Below are 15,729 nucleotides of genomic sequence, written 5' to 3'. Positions count from 1 at the left end.
TACAAAGTTAATGAATATACCAATTTTAGGATGAAAAGGAGCTAAAAAGAATTTGAATTATATTGTATTCGTATGAAATAGAAAATCTAAGCATAGCTTGGGTTGAGGTTATATTTTATATTGAAATAAGTAAGCAATAGAAACAAATTATTAGATTCTTTTTATTTAATAATTAGTATTATAACCATTTTTAGATTGATTAAATCACTAGATACTCTAGAATTTAAGTTTCCGTGGAGAAGTTATCAAGCCGAACTTTTAAAACATTTTAATAGTCATATTGCCGACAATCATTTTCATGTGATTGCACCTCCAGGATCTGGAAAAACAATTTTGGGCATTGAGATTTTGAGAAAACTTGGTAAAAAAACATTAATCCTGGCGCCAACATTAACCATTAGAAATCAATGGGAAAATCGTTTGCAATCTTTTTTTACTGAAACAGCTCACTTTAAAGCTTTGTCGTTTGATATAAAATCTCCAAGCGATATTACATTTTCTACCTATCAATCCTTACACGCATTTTATAAAACATTTGAAGACAAAAACGACTATTATCAATTTTTTAAAACGCATAATATTGAGACCTTGGTTTTAGATGAAGCACACCATTTAAAAAATGCGTGGTGGACGTGTTTAATGGATTTAAAACGCAATAGCCAATTTTACACAGTAGCGCTCACAGCAACACCACCTTACGATAGCAGTAGGGCTGAGGTGTCTAAATATTTTACATTATGTGGTGAGGTTGATGATGAAATTGCAGTGCCAGATTTAGTACGCGAAAGAGATTTGTGTCCGCATCAAGATTACGTGTTTTTCTCAAAACCAGAAGATTTAGAAATCAACTTTATTGTAGATTATAGACGTCAAATTGCTAATTTTCATGATGAAATTTTACAAGATGAGGACTTTATCTCGTTTATAACAACACATCGCTTTTACAAAAATCCTAATTGGCATCTAGACGAGTTGTATGCTAATACACCATATTTCTCAGCTATTTTGATTTTTCTTCATGCGTGCGGATTCGAAATCGATCATCAAAAGCTCGAAGTTTTAGGATTTGATCAGAGTGAAATGATCCAATTTCCAGAGCTAGATTTAACATGGCTAGCTGTGTTGCTTCAAAATATTTTAGTCACAGATAGAGAACAACTCATAGCGCACGAAGACTATATTTTAACCTTAGAAAAAAGATTAAGACGCCTCAATGTATTTGAGCGAAATACAATAGATTTTGTTGATGAGCAACTGCTTTATAAATCCTTATCAAACAGTCCTAGCAAACTTAAAAGCATTGTAAGTATTGTAAATGCTGAGCGCGAGAGTTTACAAGCAGATTTAAACTGCGTGATTTTAACCGATTATATTCGTAAAGAGTTTTTAAACATCCCTTCGGAAAAGATAAACGACATTAACAAAATAGGTGTCATTCCTATTTTTCAATATGTAAGATTGTATTGTGATCATCCAGAAGAATTAGCAGTGCTTTCAGGTAGTATAGTAATTATTCACAACTCTATTTTAAGTGCTTTTGAGTTGATTACAAGTCTTGAAAATTTTTCATTTTCAGAATTGGAAATTGATAACGCTTTTGTTTTAGTTACAGCGAAAGGAAAATCTAAAAACACTATAGTTAATATCATAACTCAACTTTTTGAAAACGGAAGTATTAAAGTTTTAATAGGTACAAAATCCTTACTTGGTGAAGGTTGGGATGCACCATCAATTAATAGTTTAATTCTCGCCTCTTTTATTGGTTCGTTTGTGTCATCAAATCAAATGCGAGGTAGAGCTATTAGAAAAGATGTAAATGCACCTCAAAAAACTGGAAACATTTGGCATTTAGCTTGTGTGGATCCAACAGATCGAGATGGAGGCAAAGAAGTAGATACCTTAAAACGACGTTTTGAAGCATTTGTTGGTGTAACTAATTCTACAATTCCTTATATATCTAATGGTTTTGATCGTTTAGATATACCTGAAGAAATCACAGTAGAATCTATAGAAACACTTAATGAAACTACCATAAAACAAGCAACAAACCGAAATGTAGTTTCTAAAAAATGGAATAATGCTATTGGTAAAGGTACCAAACTCACCAAAGAAGTCAAAATTATAAAACAGGATAGTTTACCTTTTAAAAAGCAGCACCAAATCTATTATTTTGATGCGTTAAAGTTTTTTATTGCAGAGTTGTTTTTTGCCATGATGCTTTTTTATGTTCAATTTGCTATAGAAAGCTTTCATCTTGTATTGCAGAGAGGAGTTGTCTATTTTATTTATGCGTTATTAGCTGCTTTTGTTGCCACATTTGGCTACAAGTTATTTAAGGCCGTAAAATTGTACATAAAACACGGTTATTTATATAAAAAAATAGGTAAAATGGGTGATGCAATTTTAGACACATTAAATGAGTTGGATTATTTGACGTCTCATAGAGATTCTATTACTGTACATTCTTATTTAGCTAATAAAGGCGATGTTGTTTGTAATTTAGTTGGTGCAAATGCTTTTGAAAACGCTTTATTTTCTAAGGCGCTAACGCAATTGTTAGAACCTATAGATTCGCCTCGATATTTAATAATTAAAACTAATGTGTTTAGAAAGCGTTTAGATCTTGAGAATTTCTATGCTGTACCCGAAATTTTTGGTGACAAAAAAGAAAAAGCATTAGTGTTTCAAAAGCATTGGAGAGATAATCTGGGTAGAAACAAACTAGTTTACACTAGAAGTATAGAAGGTAGAAAATTACTGCTCAAAGCAAGATTGTTTCACGTTTATAATGCATTTAAGGAAGTGACTAAAGAGGTGTTAGTTTGGAAGTAAAATAGAAAAGGGTATAATGTTATGAGCTTAAACCCAAATAAAACCATTGGTTATTTTCTTTAATAAATGCAGATTTTTCATGGATGGTATCTGCTTTACCGTTTTCAAAAAAATAGGCGTTAAAAGTGACTGTGCCTTCTGTGTCTTTTTCAGAGCCTTTAGTGGTTTCGATAACTTCCAATTTAATCCATTGCACAGATTTTGCCCATTTTACAATGGCTTTTTTTTCTTTAATTGGTCGTGTAGAGCTGTGATGTGTTGCCATTAAATAATCACCATCAGCTAGCACGAATGCGCTGTAGCGAGAACGCATAAGTTGTTCGGCAGTTTGTGTTTTTTTAGGATTTAAATGAAATACTTGGCAACAGGTTGTGTAGGTTTTAATATTTCCGCAGTAACAATTCATATTATACCCAATTTTTAGGGTTTTGTAATACTTGTACTAGCTTTTCTTCTTCGCTACCTGCTTCGGGATGATGATCATAAACCCATTGTACGTGAGGTGGTAAGCTCATTAAAATGCTTTCAATACGACCATTGGTTTTTAAGCCAAATAATGTGCCTTTATCATGTACCAAATTAAATTCTACATAACGACCACGTCTAATTTCTTGCCAATCGCGTTGTGATTTTGTGTATTCTAAATCTTTGCGTTTTTCAACAATAGGGATGTAAGCTTCTAGAAAACTATCACCAACTTGAGTGACGAAATCATACCAATTTTGCATGCTCATATCATCTGTTGCTTTGCAGTAATCAAAAAATAATCCGCCAAGTCCACGACCTTCATTTCTATGTGTATTATAAAAATACTCATCACAACGTGCTTTGTATTTTGGATAAAATTCTGGATTATGCTTATCGCAGGCTGTTTTACAGGTTTGGTGAAAATGCTTGGCGTCCTCTTCAAAGAGATAATATGGTGTTAGGTCTTGTCCGCCACCAAACCATTGGTCAACAATATTCCCATCTTTATCATACATTTCAAAATAGCGCCAATTGGCATGTACTGTTGGTACCATTGGGTTTTTAGGGTGTAAGACTAAGCTTAATCCGCAGGCGAAAAAATCGGCATCTTCTACGCCAAAGTAGGTTTGCATAGAATCTGGGAGTTTACCATGTACACCAGAAATATTAACACCTCCTTTTTCAAAAACGTTACCGTTTTCAATAACTCTGGTTCTGCCACCACCACCTTCTGGTCGTTTCCAAAGATCTTCTTGAAATGTTGCTTTACCATCTATTTTTTCTAAGCCAGCAACAATGCTGTCTTGTAACTCGTGTATGTATTTGAAGAATTTATCTTTCATAGTGATATCAAATTTATTTTCTCTTGCAAGGTTTTCAAAACCTTGCAGGATAATCAATTATATTATTCCATATTCAAAGGCGCTTGTTAAAAATCAAATAACCATTGACGCCTTTTATATAAATATGATTGAAATAACTGTTTTTTAAGTTGTTTAACTTTATGTTTTACCTATTTTATAAACCTAAAAGGTTTTTGAAACCTTGCAGGATGTTTTAGTTTTTATGTAATTCATACAACTCCATATCTAAAGGCGCTTCACCAATAGGAGTATATTCGTTCTTTAATGTTTTTTGCCAAATAAAGCCATTGTTTAAAGCTACTTTTGTACTTGCAATATTATCGTTATGCACAATGATTTGTAGGGTTTGAAGTTTTAAGGTTTCAAAAGCATAATGCGATAAATAGTTTATGGTTTTTGATGTTAGCCCTTGGCCTTCAAATGTGTAGCCAATACAGTAGGCAAATTCACCTTGTTTTTTGGTCCAATCTAATTCTTTAATATAGATGATACTTGCGAGTTCTCTCGTTTTTGAAGATTTTAAAGTAAACACAAATTCTTCTTTATTAATAAATCGCTTTACCTTATTTTCAACAAATAGTTGGGACAAGGTTGGATTTAAATTTTGTTCTAATGTCTTCGGAAAATAGCGTTTAAAACGGTCTGCATTAGCTACCATTAAGTTACAGATTTTCCACGCATCGCCTTCATGGATTGCATTAATTTCAAAACCATCAAATTGAGCAATCATTACACTATGGGTTTAGTTGTGTTTAAGAGCTCATCTTGTTTTAATAACTCTACTGTTTTAATAGATGCAGCAGTAACGCTCATTGGTAAAACCAAAATTACACCTATAAACGGTATGAGGAGGAAAAGAATAAAAACTAGACCATTGCCAATAGCAATACCACGATGTTTTCTAATAAATTGAACGCTATCTTTATATTTAAAATGACGTTCTAGTGTATAATCCATATTACCAAAACCTGCGTAGTAGGCTTGTACCATAAATAATAAAACTGTAGAAAAGATATTAACTACAGGTATAAATTTGAGTAATAACAGAGGTACTGTAATTAATAGCTCTTTGGCTAAGTTTCTAACGTTGATTCTAATACCTCTCCAAAGTTGTTCTTTAAAAGAGGTTGGTCGGTGATGATGCTTTTCTATACCTGTGAGATGTGCTTCAATTTTTTCTGAAACCGGACTCATAAATGGTGCAGAAAATGCCATGATGATGTGCTTGTAAAGTATTAAGCCTATAGCGATAACTACGATAGCTCCTATAAAAGTAGAAATCCAAGTAAAGGTGTCTTTTCCAAAATCCCAAGGCCAAACTTGTGCTAAGAAATTCCCGATGTTATCTGATAATCCATAGGCAGATAAGGCAATGACTGAAGCTGTAACCATACTGATAATGATTGGTACTAAAAAGTATTTCCAAAGTTTAAGCTTTGATATTAAAGCTAATGCTCCAGTATAGGCTTGAATTCCTTGTAAAATATTTTTAATCATATCTAAGTTACATAAAAGTGAAAACCTCTTGCTTTTGAGGTTCCCATTTTCAATTTAGTGTCAATTTAAGGGTTTTTAAATAAAAAATAAAATGGTTTAATAACCTGTATCTAGTGTTTACTCTTTGAAATAAGTGTTAAGATGGCACTTTATATTCTTTCACAGCATCAATAAATGCCTTTGCATTGTCTAAAGGTATATTTGGTAAAATACCATGACCTAGATTTACTATATATTTATCTTTTCCGAAGTCATTAATCATTTGAGTCACCATTTTCTTAATTTCATTTGGAGGAGAAAATAAACGGGTTGGGTCAAAATTACCTTGTAAAGTGATGTTTCCGCCAGTTAAATAACGAGCATTTTTTGCAGAGCATGTCCAGTCTACACCTAAAGCTGAAGCACCAGATTTTGCCATGGTATCTAATGCAAACCAACACCCTTTACCAAATGCAATTACAGGAGCATCGTCTTTTAAAGCGTCAATAATTTGCTGAATATATTGCCAAGAAAACTCTTGATAATCTACAGGAGATAACATTCCTCCCCAAGAATCAAACACTTGTACGGCATTACAACCTGCTTTTACTTTTTCTTTTAAATAAGCAATTGTAGTATCTGTAATTTTTTGCAATAATTGGTGTGCTGCCATTGGGTTTGTAAAACAAAACTCTTTGGCTTTATCAAAGTTTTTAGAACCTTGACCTTGTACGCAATAGCATAAAATCGTCCAAGGAGAACCTGCAAAACCTATGAGAGGGATCTCATCATTTAGTTTTTCTTTGGTTGCTTTTATAGCTTGATAAACGTAATTAAGAGATTCCTTGACATCTGGTACAATCACATTATCGACATCTTTTTGTGTACGCACAGGATTTGGTAAATACGGTCCAAAATTAGGTTTCATTTGTACCTCAATATTCATGGCCTGCGGAATCACCAAGATATCACAAAATAATATCGCAGCATCCATACCGTAACGACGAATGGGTTGCACAGTAATTTCGCTAGCTAATTCGGGAGTTTGACAACGTGTAAAGAAATCATACTTAGCTTTGATCTCCATGAATTCTGGAAGATAACGACCTGCTTGGCGCATCATCCAAACTGGTGGGCGCTCAACGGTTTCTCCTTTTAATGCTCTTAAAAATAAATCGTTTTTTACCATTATTAGCTGTTGGCTATTAGTTTTTAGCTGTTGGCTTCGCACCATTGTCTATAAACTCTAGCTCTTTTTAATTTTATTTATTAAACTATTTTTCATTTTTGCCTCTTTATTAAGAAGCTCAAATATATTTTTTAAATTAGAAGCTGTTAGAAACCCTAATTTTTGTGCGATTATCAATTGTGTTTCAACTTCAAAAAGTGAACCCATTGCAATTTCAAGAAAACGCTTAAATTCTATTTCACTATTTCTACTTCAGCCTTCTGCAATATTTGATGGAATAGAAATTGAAGCTCGTGTTACTTGACTTTTCAATCCAAACTTTTCTTCCGAAGGTGGAAAATCCGATAACGAATAAATTTGCTTCACGATTTCAATTCCGTTTTTCCAAATCTCAAGGTTTCTAAAATTTCTCATCCTATAATTATGTATTGGTAACTTAATTTAAATTTTAACCAATAAATGTATTAAAGATGATTTCAGCTAAAAGCTTAAGGCAAAAAGCGAAAGGCTATTTTTCATAATACGCATTAACCAGCTTCACCACACTCTCAACCGTAGGCATCTTAGCAACTCTCACATCTTTAAAATGTTTTTTAGCTTCTTTTGCTGTCGTTTCTCCAATACAAAATGCAATCATATGGTCTTCGGCAACATTTTCTTTTTTGAAACTTTGTACTGTTGATGGACTGTAAAACATAACGCCTTCTATAGTATCTTCTATTTTTTGAGGGTCGTATTTTGTTTCATAAGCAATTACTTCAGTTACATCAATATGATTTTCTGCTAAAATTGTAGGTAATTCATCTAGTCTTAAATCGCTACAAAAATAAGTTGCATTGGTACCATCAATATATTCAACGAGGTATTCTGCTAAGGCTTTCGCGCTTTTTTCGGTATGTTTGACTTTACCAATTTTACGTTCTACAAATCGCTTTGTTTTTCCGCCTACGCAATACATGTTTTCAAATTTTAAGTCTTCCGCAGAAAAATTAGTAAGCAATGCTTGTGCCGCATTTTTACTTGTTATAATGACATTTTTTGGCATTGGTCGTAACACTGTAGGTGTCATACGATTTAGACTAATCTTTATAAAATCTGAACTATTACTAACCACATCATCACAAAACATGTGTTTTTGATCTTTGGTTAGGGATTTAGTAGAATATATATTTGTTTTTTGATCTCCTTTTTTAAGAGCATCCATTAAACGGTTTCCGCCACGCTCAATGATATAATCTGCGCAAAATTGAGCTAGATCATGATGTTTTCCTAGAGCGACAGTTCGCTGTACTTCAATTTTTTTGGTTCCATCAAGGCTTAATAAAATGCCTTGAAAATGAACCTCTTCTTCTTTTATAAATGCCAAAGCTCCAATTGGAGCAGAGCAACCACCTTCTAAAAGGTTCAAGAATTTGCGTTCTATTGAGGTTGCAATTTCTGTTTCTTCGTGGTTTATTTCTTTTAATACAGTTAATGTTTCGTCATCACTTTCTAAAGCAGTTACCATAATGGCACCTTGAGCAGGTGCAGGTATCATCCATTCTAGGTTAAAACTTTCTTCTGGTTTTAGATCTAATCGTCCTAAGCCAGCTGCAGCAAAAATGGCACCATTCCAATTGTTATCTTCTAGCTTTTGTAATCTAGAATTTACATTTCCGCGTAAACCAACCATTGTATGTGTTGGGTAACGATTTAGCCATTGTGCTCTACGACGTAAACTGCCAGTTGCTATTACAGCTTCGCGTTGTGATAAAAATTCTTCGTTAGTTTTAAAAACAAGACAATCTCTCACGTTACCACGTTTTATAACAGCAGCTTGAACGATTCCTTTTGGTAACAGCGTTGGCACATCTTTAAGCGAATGTACTGCAATATCGATATCTCCATTAAGCATTGCGACGTCTAATGTTTTTGTAAAAACACCTGTAATTCCTAATTCGTAAATGGGTTTGTCAAGTACAATATCACCTGCAGATTTTACAGGTACTAAGACTGTTTTATGTCCTAAATGTTCGAGTTGACTTTGTACAATTTTGGCTTGCCATAGCGCTAATTGGCTATCGCGAGTTCCTATTCTAATGAGTTTAGACATTGTCTGTGGTAGTTTCTAATTGAAACACTTTTTTTATGAGTTCTAGGCTATCGTCTGTAGATACATCATCGCCTTTTAAATGATGTGCAAAATGATTGGTGATTTTTTGAATGATTTTGTTGCTAATCACTTCGGCTTGCGCTTCATTGAAATCACTCATTTTTTTGCGTTGCGTATCTAATTCTGCAGTTGCAAAATCGGTTAATTTATGCTTTAAAGCTTTAATGGTTGGCGCGAATTTTCGTGTAGATAACCAAGCGTTAAATTCGGTTTTAATATCTTCTATAATAGATTCTGCAACAGGAATATGTGCTTTTCTGCGTTCTAAGGTGTCATCTGTGATTTGTGCTAAATCATCTAGATGTACTAATGTGACGTTGTTTAATTCTGAAACGTTTTCATTCACATTCTTCGGAATGGAAAGGTCTAAAATCAATAACGGCTTAGAAGTTTGAATGCAATGTTTGTCTACCGTCGGGTTTTGTGCTCCAGTGGCAACAACTAAAATATCACTTGAATTAATTTCTTCTTGAAGTTGAGAATAATCTTTTACTAATAAATTAAATTTACCCGCAATCGCTTCGGCTTTATCTTTTGTTCTGTTTATTAATGTAATGTGTGGGTTTTTAGTGTGTTTTACTAAATTCTCACAGGTGTTTCTTCCTATTTTTCCTGTTCCGAAGAGTAAAATATTTTTTTCTGAAACGTGATCAATCGACTTCATGATATATTGAACAGAAGCAAATGATACAGATGTTGCACCAGAGGAAATTTCAGTTTCTGTTTTTATGCGTTTTGAAGCTTGAATTACAGAATTCACGAGGCGCTCTAAAAACGGATTGAATACGTTGTGTTTTTTAGATAAACGTGCGCTTACTTTTAACTGGCTAATGATTTCAAAATCTCCAAGAATTTGGCTATCTAAGCCAGAACCTACACGAAACATGTGAGAAATAGCATCTTTATTTTTATAGACGTAAGCGACGCGTTGAAATTCTTCTACTGTTCCTTTAGTGTTATCGCATAGCAATTGAATGAGTTGAAAAGGATGCTCTGCAAAACCGTAAATTTCGGTTCTGTTACAAGTAGATGTTACGATTAAGCTTTCGATACCATTTTGTTTGGCTTGCTCTAACACAGCATGTTTTGAATCTTCGTCCAAACTAAAATGACCACGAATTTTAGCATCCGCTTTTTTATAGCTTAGCCCAATCGCATAAAATGTAGTGCCTCTCGACATATTGTAGTGCTCCATACCTGATTTGGAAATTACCAAAGCAAAAATAAAAAGGTAAATCAATAAAAAACAACGCTAGAAGAACTTTTAGTATCGTTTGTGGTTTTTTAGGGCTATTTGTTCTTAAAACATGATAAATGTCATATTTTTGTAGTGATGACAAGGCTTTAAAGTGGTTTTGTTTAGAACGAATCTAAATAAGAGTAAAAATTTTATGGAAACTTCAGACTCAAAAAATATCGCTAGAGGTTCATTTGATGAAACGTCATTAGATGAGGGATTTTTTGTGTTAACGTATCAAAATGAAACCAACGATGTGCAAATTGTTGAACGTGAGATTGATAGTAATTTTATTCAGTTTCACTATTGTATTAAAGGGTCAAGTGAATTTATTTTTAATAATGGTAATTATCGTTTAAAAATTCAGGAGGAGAATTCATTATTACTTTATAATCCACAACGCGATTTACCCATTCATTTAGAAGTGCATTCAAAATCCTGGTTGGTATCTGTTTTGGTATCGATTAAAAAATTTCATGGTCTCTTTTCTCAAGAGGCAGATTATATCACATTTTTGAGTGATGATAATAAAGACAAGAAATATTATAAAGATGGTAAGATTTCACCATCAATGGCCATTGCGCTTAATCAAATTATAAACTACAATCTTAATTCGTCTATTAAAAACCTCTATTTTAAAGGGAAAGCTTTAGAGTTATTAAGCTTGTATTTTAATAGAAGTGAAGAGGCAGATATTGAGCAATGTCCATTTTTAGTTGACGAAACCAACGTCATTAAAATTAGAAAAGCTAAAGACATTATGATTGCTCGTATGGCAGAGCCACCAACGCTTCAAGAGCTTAGTGAAGAAATAGGTCTAAGTCTAAAAAAACTTAAAGAAGGCTTTAAGCAAATTTATGGCGATACGGTTTTTAGTTTCTTATTTGACTACAAAATGGAAGTGGCGCGCAAACTCCTAGAAGCTGGAAATGATAATGTTAACGAAGTGGGTTTAAAAGTGGGTTACAGCACATCGAGTCATTTTATTTCAGCATTTAAAAAGAAATATGGAACAACACCTAAACGGTATTTGATGGGTTTGGGTTAAAAAATAAAAGGCTTAACTTTTTAGTTAAGCCTTTACTAATTATTGTTTTATAAATGTGTAATCTCCATAAGGGATTCTATTCTCTGTGGGAGAGTCAATAGATGGTATGACAGTATAATTAAAAGAGTAAAACACAACATTCATTTTTTTCTACACCGTTATCTACTGTATGTCTCAATACCATGGCAGAATTCAAATACTCACGTTCTGGGTCTGTAAAATATACAAATACTTGGCGTTGGTCATCAGCACAATCTTCGCATTTAGGATATTGCCCTTTGTGTAAAATTGTATTTCCAACTAAATAGCGATCATAAATGTAAAATGAGTTATCATTTAGTTGTGAAAGATTGTCTTGTATGACATTACCATTTACAGTAAATTTATAAGCTCCAACGAGCATATCTTCATACTGATTGGTGTCATCAAAAAATACATCTTCCCATTTTTGGAACTCAATAGTAATAATAGAGTCATTACTTTGCCATTTCCAAGTGCCAACAAAGTCACTCAGATTATTATCTAAGTCTTTAAAATGGATACCTTCAGGATTATCTCTATCTATTCGTTAGAGAGGTGCAGTTTGTGCTTTGCAAGAGCTAATTATTAATGTAAGGATTAATAGAGGTAAATATATTTGTTTCATGTTTTAGATGATACTAATTGCGATATCATAATTCAAATTTATGAGATATTATTTAATTCTTAAAATAGCAATGAGTAATGTGTAGGTTCTGTTGAGCGAAATCCAATTTTCAATTAGGTAACTTATTCTTTAAAAAATTCTATCGTATTTTTGCAAAAACAAAACTACACTATGAAACATTTTAAGATATTATTAGTTGCATTATTTATTTCAGTATCGAGCTTTGCACAGTCTAGCTCAGCAGAAATCACCAAAAATGCACAAACCTATTACGATTACATGACTGCCCAAAACTTTGATGGCGTTTTAGATTATATGTACCCAAAGGTGTTTGAGATGGCTTCAAGAGCTCAAATGAAAGCAGGTATGGAGCAAATGTTTAGTTCGCCAGATATGAAAATTGAATTTCTATCTAATGATGTGACTAACGTTTCCGAAGAAAAAATTGTAGAAAATATTACATATGCAGCAGTATTTTATAATAGTAAAATGAAAATGACCTTTTTGTCTGAAAAAGATAAATCTGCTGAAGATCAGAAATCATTTTTAGGGTTTATGGAAGTTACAATGAATTCTCAATTTGGAGAAGAAAACGTAACTTCAGATCCAGAAACTATGTCATTAGTTATTAATATGGATGCAACTATGTTTGCCATAAAAGATCCACAATATGATGGTTGGAAATTTCTTGGTAATGACGATGCCATGAAACAATTAGTAGATTCTATCATTCCTGAGAGTGTAAGAACAGCGTTGATTAAAAAATAATCAAATACATAATCTGAAAACGTTATGAAAAAACACGTTGTATTAGGCCTTATTTTAGCGTTAACATTAACTGTTAGCTCTCAAACTGATGCCACAAAACAAAGTGTTGAGAAATCTGTTTTTGGAATCCAAACAGGATTTTTAGGCATTTGGATTCATAACGAATCTAGATTGTCAAATACTATTGCTTTAAGAAGTGAAATTGGGCTCGATACAGGAATATCAGGAGGAGATGTTTATGGAGATGTTTCGGTTTTTTATGGTCCAGTAATTACTTTAGAGCCTCGTTGGTATTATAACCTTAATAAGCGAAAAACAAAATCTAAACGAACTGATGGTAATAGTGGAAATTTTATTTCCATTAAAACAAGTTATCATCCAGACTGGTTTACTATTAATAAACCTAATAACGTTATATTTTTAAGTGATATCTCAATTGTTCCTACGTGGGGAATTAGACGTAATATTGGTAAACATTTTAATTATGAAACTGGAATTGGAGTTGGTTACGCTCATGTGTTTAAAAAAGACAATGTCGTACTTCACGATGATCCAGATGTCGCTGTAAATTTACATCTTAGAATAGGGTATCGATTTTAAATTTATACCTACGGAAATATAAAAATACATGAAAAAAGGAGTTTTACTAGTAAATTTAGGCTCGCCAGATAGCCCAACACCTAAAGATGTTAAAACCTATTTAGGTGAATTTTTAATGGATGAGCGTGTCATTGATATTCCGTTAGTAGCAAGAACAGCACTTGTAAAAGGAATTATATTAAATACGCGTCCTAAACAATCGGCTGCTGCATACCAAAAAATATGGTGGGACGAAGGGTCGCCTTTAATTGTCTTGTCTGAGCGGTTACAAAAAGGCATTCAAAAAGAAGTAGACATACCTGTAGCATTAGCAATGCGTTATGGTAGTATGACCATTAAAAAAGGACTTCAAGAATTGGTAGATAAAGGTGTTGATGAGGTGTTTCTTATTCCGTTGTATCCGCAATTTGCAATGGCAACAACTGAGACTATTTTAGTGTTAGCAGAAGAGCTTAGAGCAGCTCATTTTCCGCAGTTAAAAATAACAGATTTAAAACCGTTTTATAACAATCCAGATTATATAGAAGTGCTTTCAAATTCTATAGCAAGACATTTGCAAGGTAATGATTATGAGCACTTACTGTTTTCTTATCATGGTGTGCCAGAGCGACATATTAAAAAAAGCGATATTACAAATTCACACTGTAAGCCAAGTGATAAAGAAAACTGTGTATGCTGTAAAACGCCATCTCCAGCTCATGAGTTTTGCTATAAACATCAATGTAAAGAAGTCACAAGATTGGTTGGTGAAAAGCTAAACCTTAAAGAAGGTACCTTCTCAACCTCCTTTCAATCGCGTTTAGGGTTTGATCCATGGTTACAACCTTATACAGATCGTACTATTGAGCGTATGGGTAAAGAAGGTCTTAAAAAAATGGCAATTGTAACACCTGCCTTTGTAAGTGATTGTTTAGAGACACTTGAAGAAATCGCTATGGAAGGTCAAGAGATTTTTCACGAAATGGGAGGACAAGACTTCACAACAGTCCCTTGTTTAAATGACGATAAGGAGTTTGTAGACTTACTCTCTAACTGGATTAACGATTGGGCAAAAGCTGAAACCGTTACTGTATAATGGCAAAAACATCATCAAAAGATTTAGGAACCCAACCCATAGGTTCACTGCTTATTAAACAAGCCGTTCCTGCATCTATAGGTATTTTGGTGATGTCACTCAATATTTTGGTTGATACAATTTTCGTCGGAAATTGGATTGGTTCAACAGCAATCGCAGCCATAAATGTTGTGCTTCCTGTTTCCTTTTTTATAGCAGCATTAGGTATGGCAATTGGTGTTGGAGGATCGTCAATTATTTCTCGTGCTTTAGGAGCTGAAAATAAACCCAAGGCGTTAACAACCTTTGGAAACCAAATTACACTTACATTTTTATTTACAATTTCATTTGCTGTTTTTGGACTCTATTTTGTAGAGACGCTTATTCCTGCTTTTGGTGGTAAAGGTTCTATTTATGATCCTGCAAAAATTTATTATGAAATTATCTTATATGGCGTTCCTGTTTTGGGCTTTGTCATGCTAGGAAATAATGTGATTAGAGCCGAAGGTAACCCTAAATTTGCGATGTATGCCATGTTAATTCCTTCCGTAGGAAACTTACTGTTAGATTATATTTTTATCAATGTCTTAGACTATGGTATGGCAGGTGCAGCTTGGGCTACAACTGGATCTTATATCGTTGCTTTTCTTTTTATTCTATGGTATTTTTTATCTAAAAATTCCGAATTAAAAATCAATACCGCTCACTTTAAATTAGATAAAGCCATTGTTTCAGAAATTGGTTCTTTGGGTTTTGTAACCTTGGCAAGACAAGCCGTTGTAAGTGTGACATTTTTGCTTGTTAATAATGCCCTTTTCGATTTTGGAGGCGAAACTTCAGTAACTGCTTATGCTATTGTTGGGAGGTTGAGCATGTTTGCTTTATTTCCAGTTTTTGGGATTACCCAAGGGTTTATTCCAATTGCAGGCTTCAATTTTGGTGCCGAGCAATATGATCGTGTTAAAGCAGTTATTTATACCGCAATTAAATATGCAACTGTGCTTGCAGCAATTGTATTTATTGTCTTAATGATATTTCCAGAGGTTATTACTAAATCGTTTACAACAGATATTGCTGTTATAAATGTAACTCCAAACAATATGCGTTTAGCCTTTGCGGCAATTCCTATTTTAGCAATTCAACTTATTGGTGCAGCTTATTTTCAGGCCGTTGGTAAAGCATTACCGGCTTTAATATTAACATTGACAAGGCAAGCAATTTTTTTCATACCCTTAATGTATATTTTGCCACTTTATTTTGGCGAATTGGGTATTTGGATGTCATTTCCAATAGCAGATGTATTGTCAACCATTGTGACGTGGTTCTTCTTGCGTCGTGAAATGAGGTTAAAATTGAATCCGAGTATCACATAGTATTTTTTTATGCTTATTTTTAA

Annotated in this window: 14 protein-coding genes and 1 pseudogene; 6 read left to right on the top strand and 9 right to left on the bottom strand. The window is 33.4% G+C overall.

Annotated features, from left to right (window positions below):
* The first annotated feature begins 195 nt into the window (after window positions 1-195).
* Window positions 196-2,832 carry a DEAD/DEAH box helicase family protein gene (locus tag TD29_RS11105; RefSeq protein ID WP_040280668.1) on the top strand — a complete coding sequence of 879 codons (2,637 nt, stop codon included), beginning with the start codon at window positions 196-198 and terminating at the stop codon, window positions 2,830-2,832.
* A gap of 19 nt (window positions 2,833-2,851) precedes the next feature.
* On the opposite strand, the gene TD29_RS11100 is transcribed toward TD29_RS11105, so the two are convergent.
* The 8 genes and pseudogenes from TD29_RS11100 to hemA all read right to left on the bottom strand — a co-directional run bounded on the left by TD29_RS11100 (window position 2,852) and on the right by hemA (window position 10,175).
* Window positions 2,852-3,238, bottom strand: coding sequence for a YchJ family protein (locus TD29_RS11100; RefSeq protein ID WP_040280667.1), 387 nt, complete (start codon window positions 3,236-3,238; stop codon window positions 2,852-2,854).
* 1 nt (window position 3,239) lies between these two features.
* Window positions 3,240-4,142 carry an oxygen-dependent coproporphyrinogen oxidase gene (gene hemF, locus TD29_RS11095; protein ID WP_040280739.1) on the bottom strand — a complete coding sequence of 301 codons (903 nt, stop codon included), beginning with the start codon at window positions 4,140-4,142 and terminating at the stop codon, window positions 3,240-3,242.
* 214 nt (window positions 4,143-4,356) lie between these two features.
* Window positions 4,357-4,893, bottom strand: a complete 537-nt coding sequence (locus tag TD29_RS11090; protein ID WP_040280666.1) for a GNAT family N-acetyltransferase — start codon at window positions 4,891-4,893, stop codon at window positions 4,357-4,359.
* On the bottom strand, window positions 4,893-5,660 hold the full coding sequence (locus TD29_RS11085; RefSeq protein ID WP_040280665.1) for an EI24 domain-containing protein: 768 nt from the start codon (window positions 5,658-5,660) through the stop codon (window positions 4,893-4,895). Before TD29_RS11085 ends, TD29_RS11090 begins: the two co-directional genes overlap by 1 nt.
* 136 nt (window positions 5,661-5,796) lie before the next feature.
* The gene (gene hemE / locus TD29_RS11080) at window positions 5,797-6,828 is read right to left on the bottom strand and encodes a uroporphyrinogen decarboxylase (RefSeq protein ID WP_040280738.1); all 1,032 of its coding nucleotides are present in this window, start codon (window positions 6,826-6,828) and stop codon (window positions 5,797-5,799) included.
* A 57-nt stretch (window positions 6,829-6,885) separates the two neighbouring features.
* Window positions 6,886-7,242, bottom strand: a pseudogene (locus TD29_RS11075) (four helix bundle protein).
* A gap of 94 nt (window positions 7,243-7,336) precedes the next feature.
* Window positions 7,337-8,920 carry a hydroxymethylbilane synthase gene (gene hemC, locus TD29_RS11070; protein WP_040280663.1) on the bottom strand — a complete coding sequence of 528 codons (1,584 nt, stop codon included), beginning with the start codon at window positions 8,918-8,920 and terminating at the stop codon, window positions 7,337-7,339.
* Complete coding sequence (hemA, locus tag TD29_RS11065) at window positions 8,913-10,175, bottom strand: glutamyl-tRNA reductase (RefSeq protein WP_040280661.1); 1,263 nt, start codon at window positions 10,173-10,175, stop codon at window positions 8,913-8,915. Before hemA ends, hemC begins: the two co-directional genes overlap by 8 nt.
* 196 nt (window positions 10,176-10,371) lie before the next feature.
* Between hemA and TD29_RS11060 the strand changes: the two genes are divergently transcribed.
* Window positions 10,372-11,265 carry a helix-turn-helix transcriptional regulator gene (locus tag TD29_RS11060; protein ID WP_040280660.1) on the top strand — a complete coding sequence of 298 codons (894 nt, stop codon included), beginning with the start codon at window positions 10,372-10,374 and terminating at the stop codon, window positions 11,263-11,265.
* A gap of 118 nt (window positions 11,266-11,383) precedes the next feature.
* On the opposite strand, the gene TD29_RS11055 is transcribed toward TD29_RS11060, so the two are convergent.
* Window positions 11,384-11,806: a DUF6705 family protein gene (locus TD29_RS11055; RefSeq protein WP_316931855.1), complete on the bottom strand. Its 423-nt coding sequence runs from the start codon at window positions 11,804-11,806 to the stop codon at window positions 11,384-11,386.
* 276 nt (window positions 11,807-12,082) lie between these two features.
* Between TD29_RS11055 and TD29_RS11050 the strand changes: the two genes are divergently transcribed.
* The 4 genes from TD29_RS11050 to TD29_RS11035 are packed head-to-tail and all read left to right on the top strand — an operon-like array spanning window position 12,083 to window position 15,706.
* Window positions 12,083-12,679 carry a hypothetical protein gene (locus tag TD29_RS11050; protein WP_040280658.1) on the top strand — a complete coding sequence of 199 codons (597 nt, stop codon included), beginning with the start codon at window positions 12,083-12,085 and terminating at the stop codon, window positions 12,677-12,679.
* Between the two features lie 24 nt (window positions 12,680-12,703).
* Window positions 12,704-13,279, top strand: coding sequence for a hypothetical protein (locus tag TD29_RS11045; protein ID WP_040280657.1), 576 nt, complete (start codon window positions 12,704-12,706; stop codon window positions 13,277-13,279).
* A 28-nt stretch (window positions 13,280-13,307) separates the two neighbouring features.
* Window positions 13,308-14,354 (top strand): ferrochelatase, encoded by a 1,047-nt coding sequence (hemH, locus tag TD29_RS11040; protein WP_040280655.1) that lies wholly within the window; start codon window positions 13,308-13,310, stop codon window positions 14,352-14,354.
* Complete coding sequence (locus tag TD29_RS11035) at window positions 14,354-15,706, top strand: MATE family efflux transporter (RefSeq protein WP_040280654.1); 1,353 nt, start codon at window positions 14,354-14,356, stop codon at window positions 15,704-15,706. The genes hemH and TD29_RS11035 overlap by 1 nt, the downstream gene beginning before the upstream one ends.
* Window positions 15,707-15,729 lie beyond the last annotated feature (23 nt).

Source organism: Psychroserpens damuponensis, from assembly GCF_000826655.1.
Taxonomy (GTDB): Bacteria; Bacteroidota; Bacteroidia; order Flavobacteriales; family Flavobacteriaceae; genus Psychroserpens; species Psychroserpens damuponensis.
The sequence above is the reverse complement of the archived record's forward strand: the minus strand, read 5'-3'. Positions and strand labels throughout refer to the sequence as shown.

Coding starts and splice junctions, on each gene's coding strand:
- hemE (WP_040280738.1), bottom strand. CDS start 6,828: ATGGTAAAAAACGATTTATTTTTAAGAGCATTAAAAGGAGAAACCGTT.
- TD29_RS11090 (WP_040280666.1), bottom strand. CDS start 4,893: ATGATTGCTCAATTTGATGGTTTTGAAATTAATGCAATCCATGAAGGC.
- TD29_RS11045 (WP_040280657.1), top strand. CDS start 12,704: ATGAAAAAACACGTTGTATTAGGCCTTATTTTAGCGTTAACATTAACT.
- hemA (WP_040280661.1), bottom strand. CDS start 10,175: ATGGAGCACTACAATATGTCGAGAGGCACTACATTTTATGCGATTGGG.
- hemC (WP_040280663.1), bottom strand. CDS start 8,920: ATGTCTAAACTCATTAGAATAGGAACTCGCGATAGCCAATTAGCGCTA.
- TD29_RS11060 (WP_040280660.1), top strand. CDS start 10,372: ATGGAAACTTCAGACTCAAAAAATATCGCTAGAGGTTCATTTGATGAA.
- TD29_RS11100 (WP_040280667.1), bottom strand. CDS start 3,238: ATGAATTGTTACTGCGGAAATATTAAAACCTACACAACCTGTTGCCAA.
- hemF (WP_040280739.1), bottom strand. CDS start 4,142: ATGAAAGATAAATTCTTCAAATACATACACGAGTTACAAGACAGCATT.
- TD29_RS11085 (WP_040280665.1), bottom strand. CDS start 5,660: ATGATTAAAAATATTTTACAAGGAATTCAAGCCTATACTGGAGCATTA.
- TD29_RS11035 (WP_040280654.1), top strand. CDS start 14,354: ATGGCAAAAACATCATCAAAAGATTTAGGAACCCAACCCATAGGTTCA.
- TD29_RS11050 (WP_040280658.1), top strand. CDS start 12,083: ATGAAACATTTTAAGATATTATTAGTTGCATTATTTATTTCAGTATCG.
- hemH (WP_040280655.1), top strand. CDS start 13,308: ATGAAAAAAGGAGTTTTACTAGTAAATTTAGGCTCGCCAGATAGCCCA.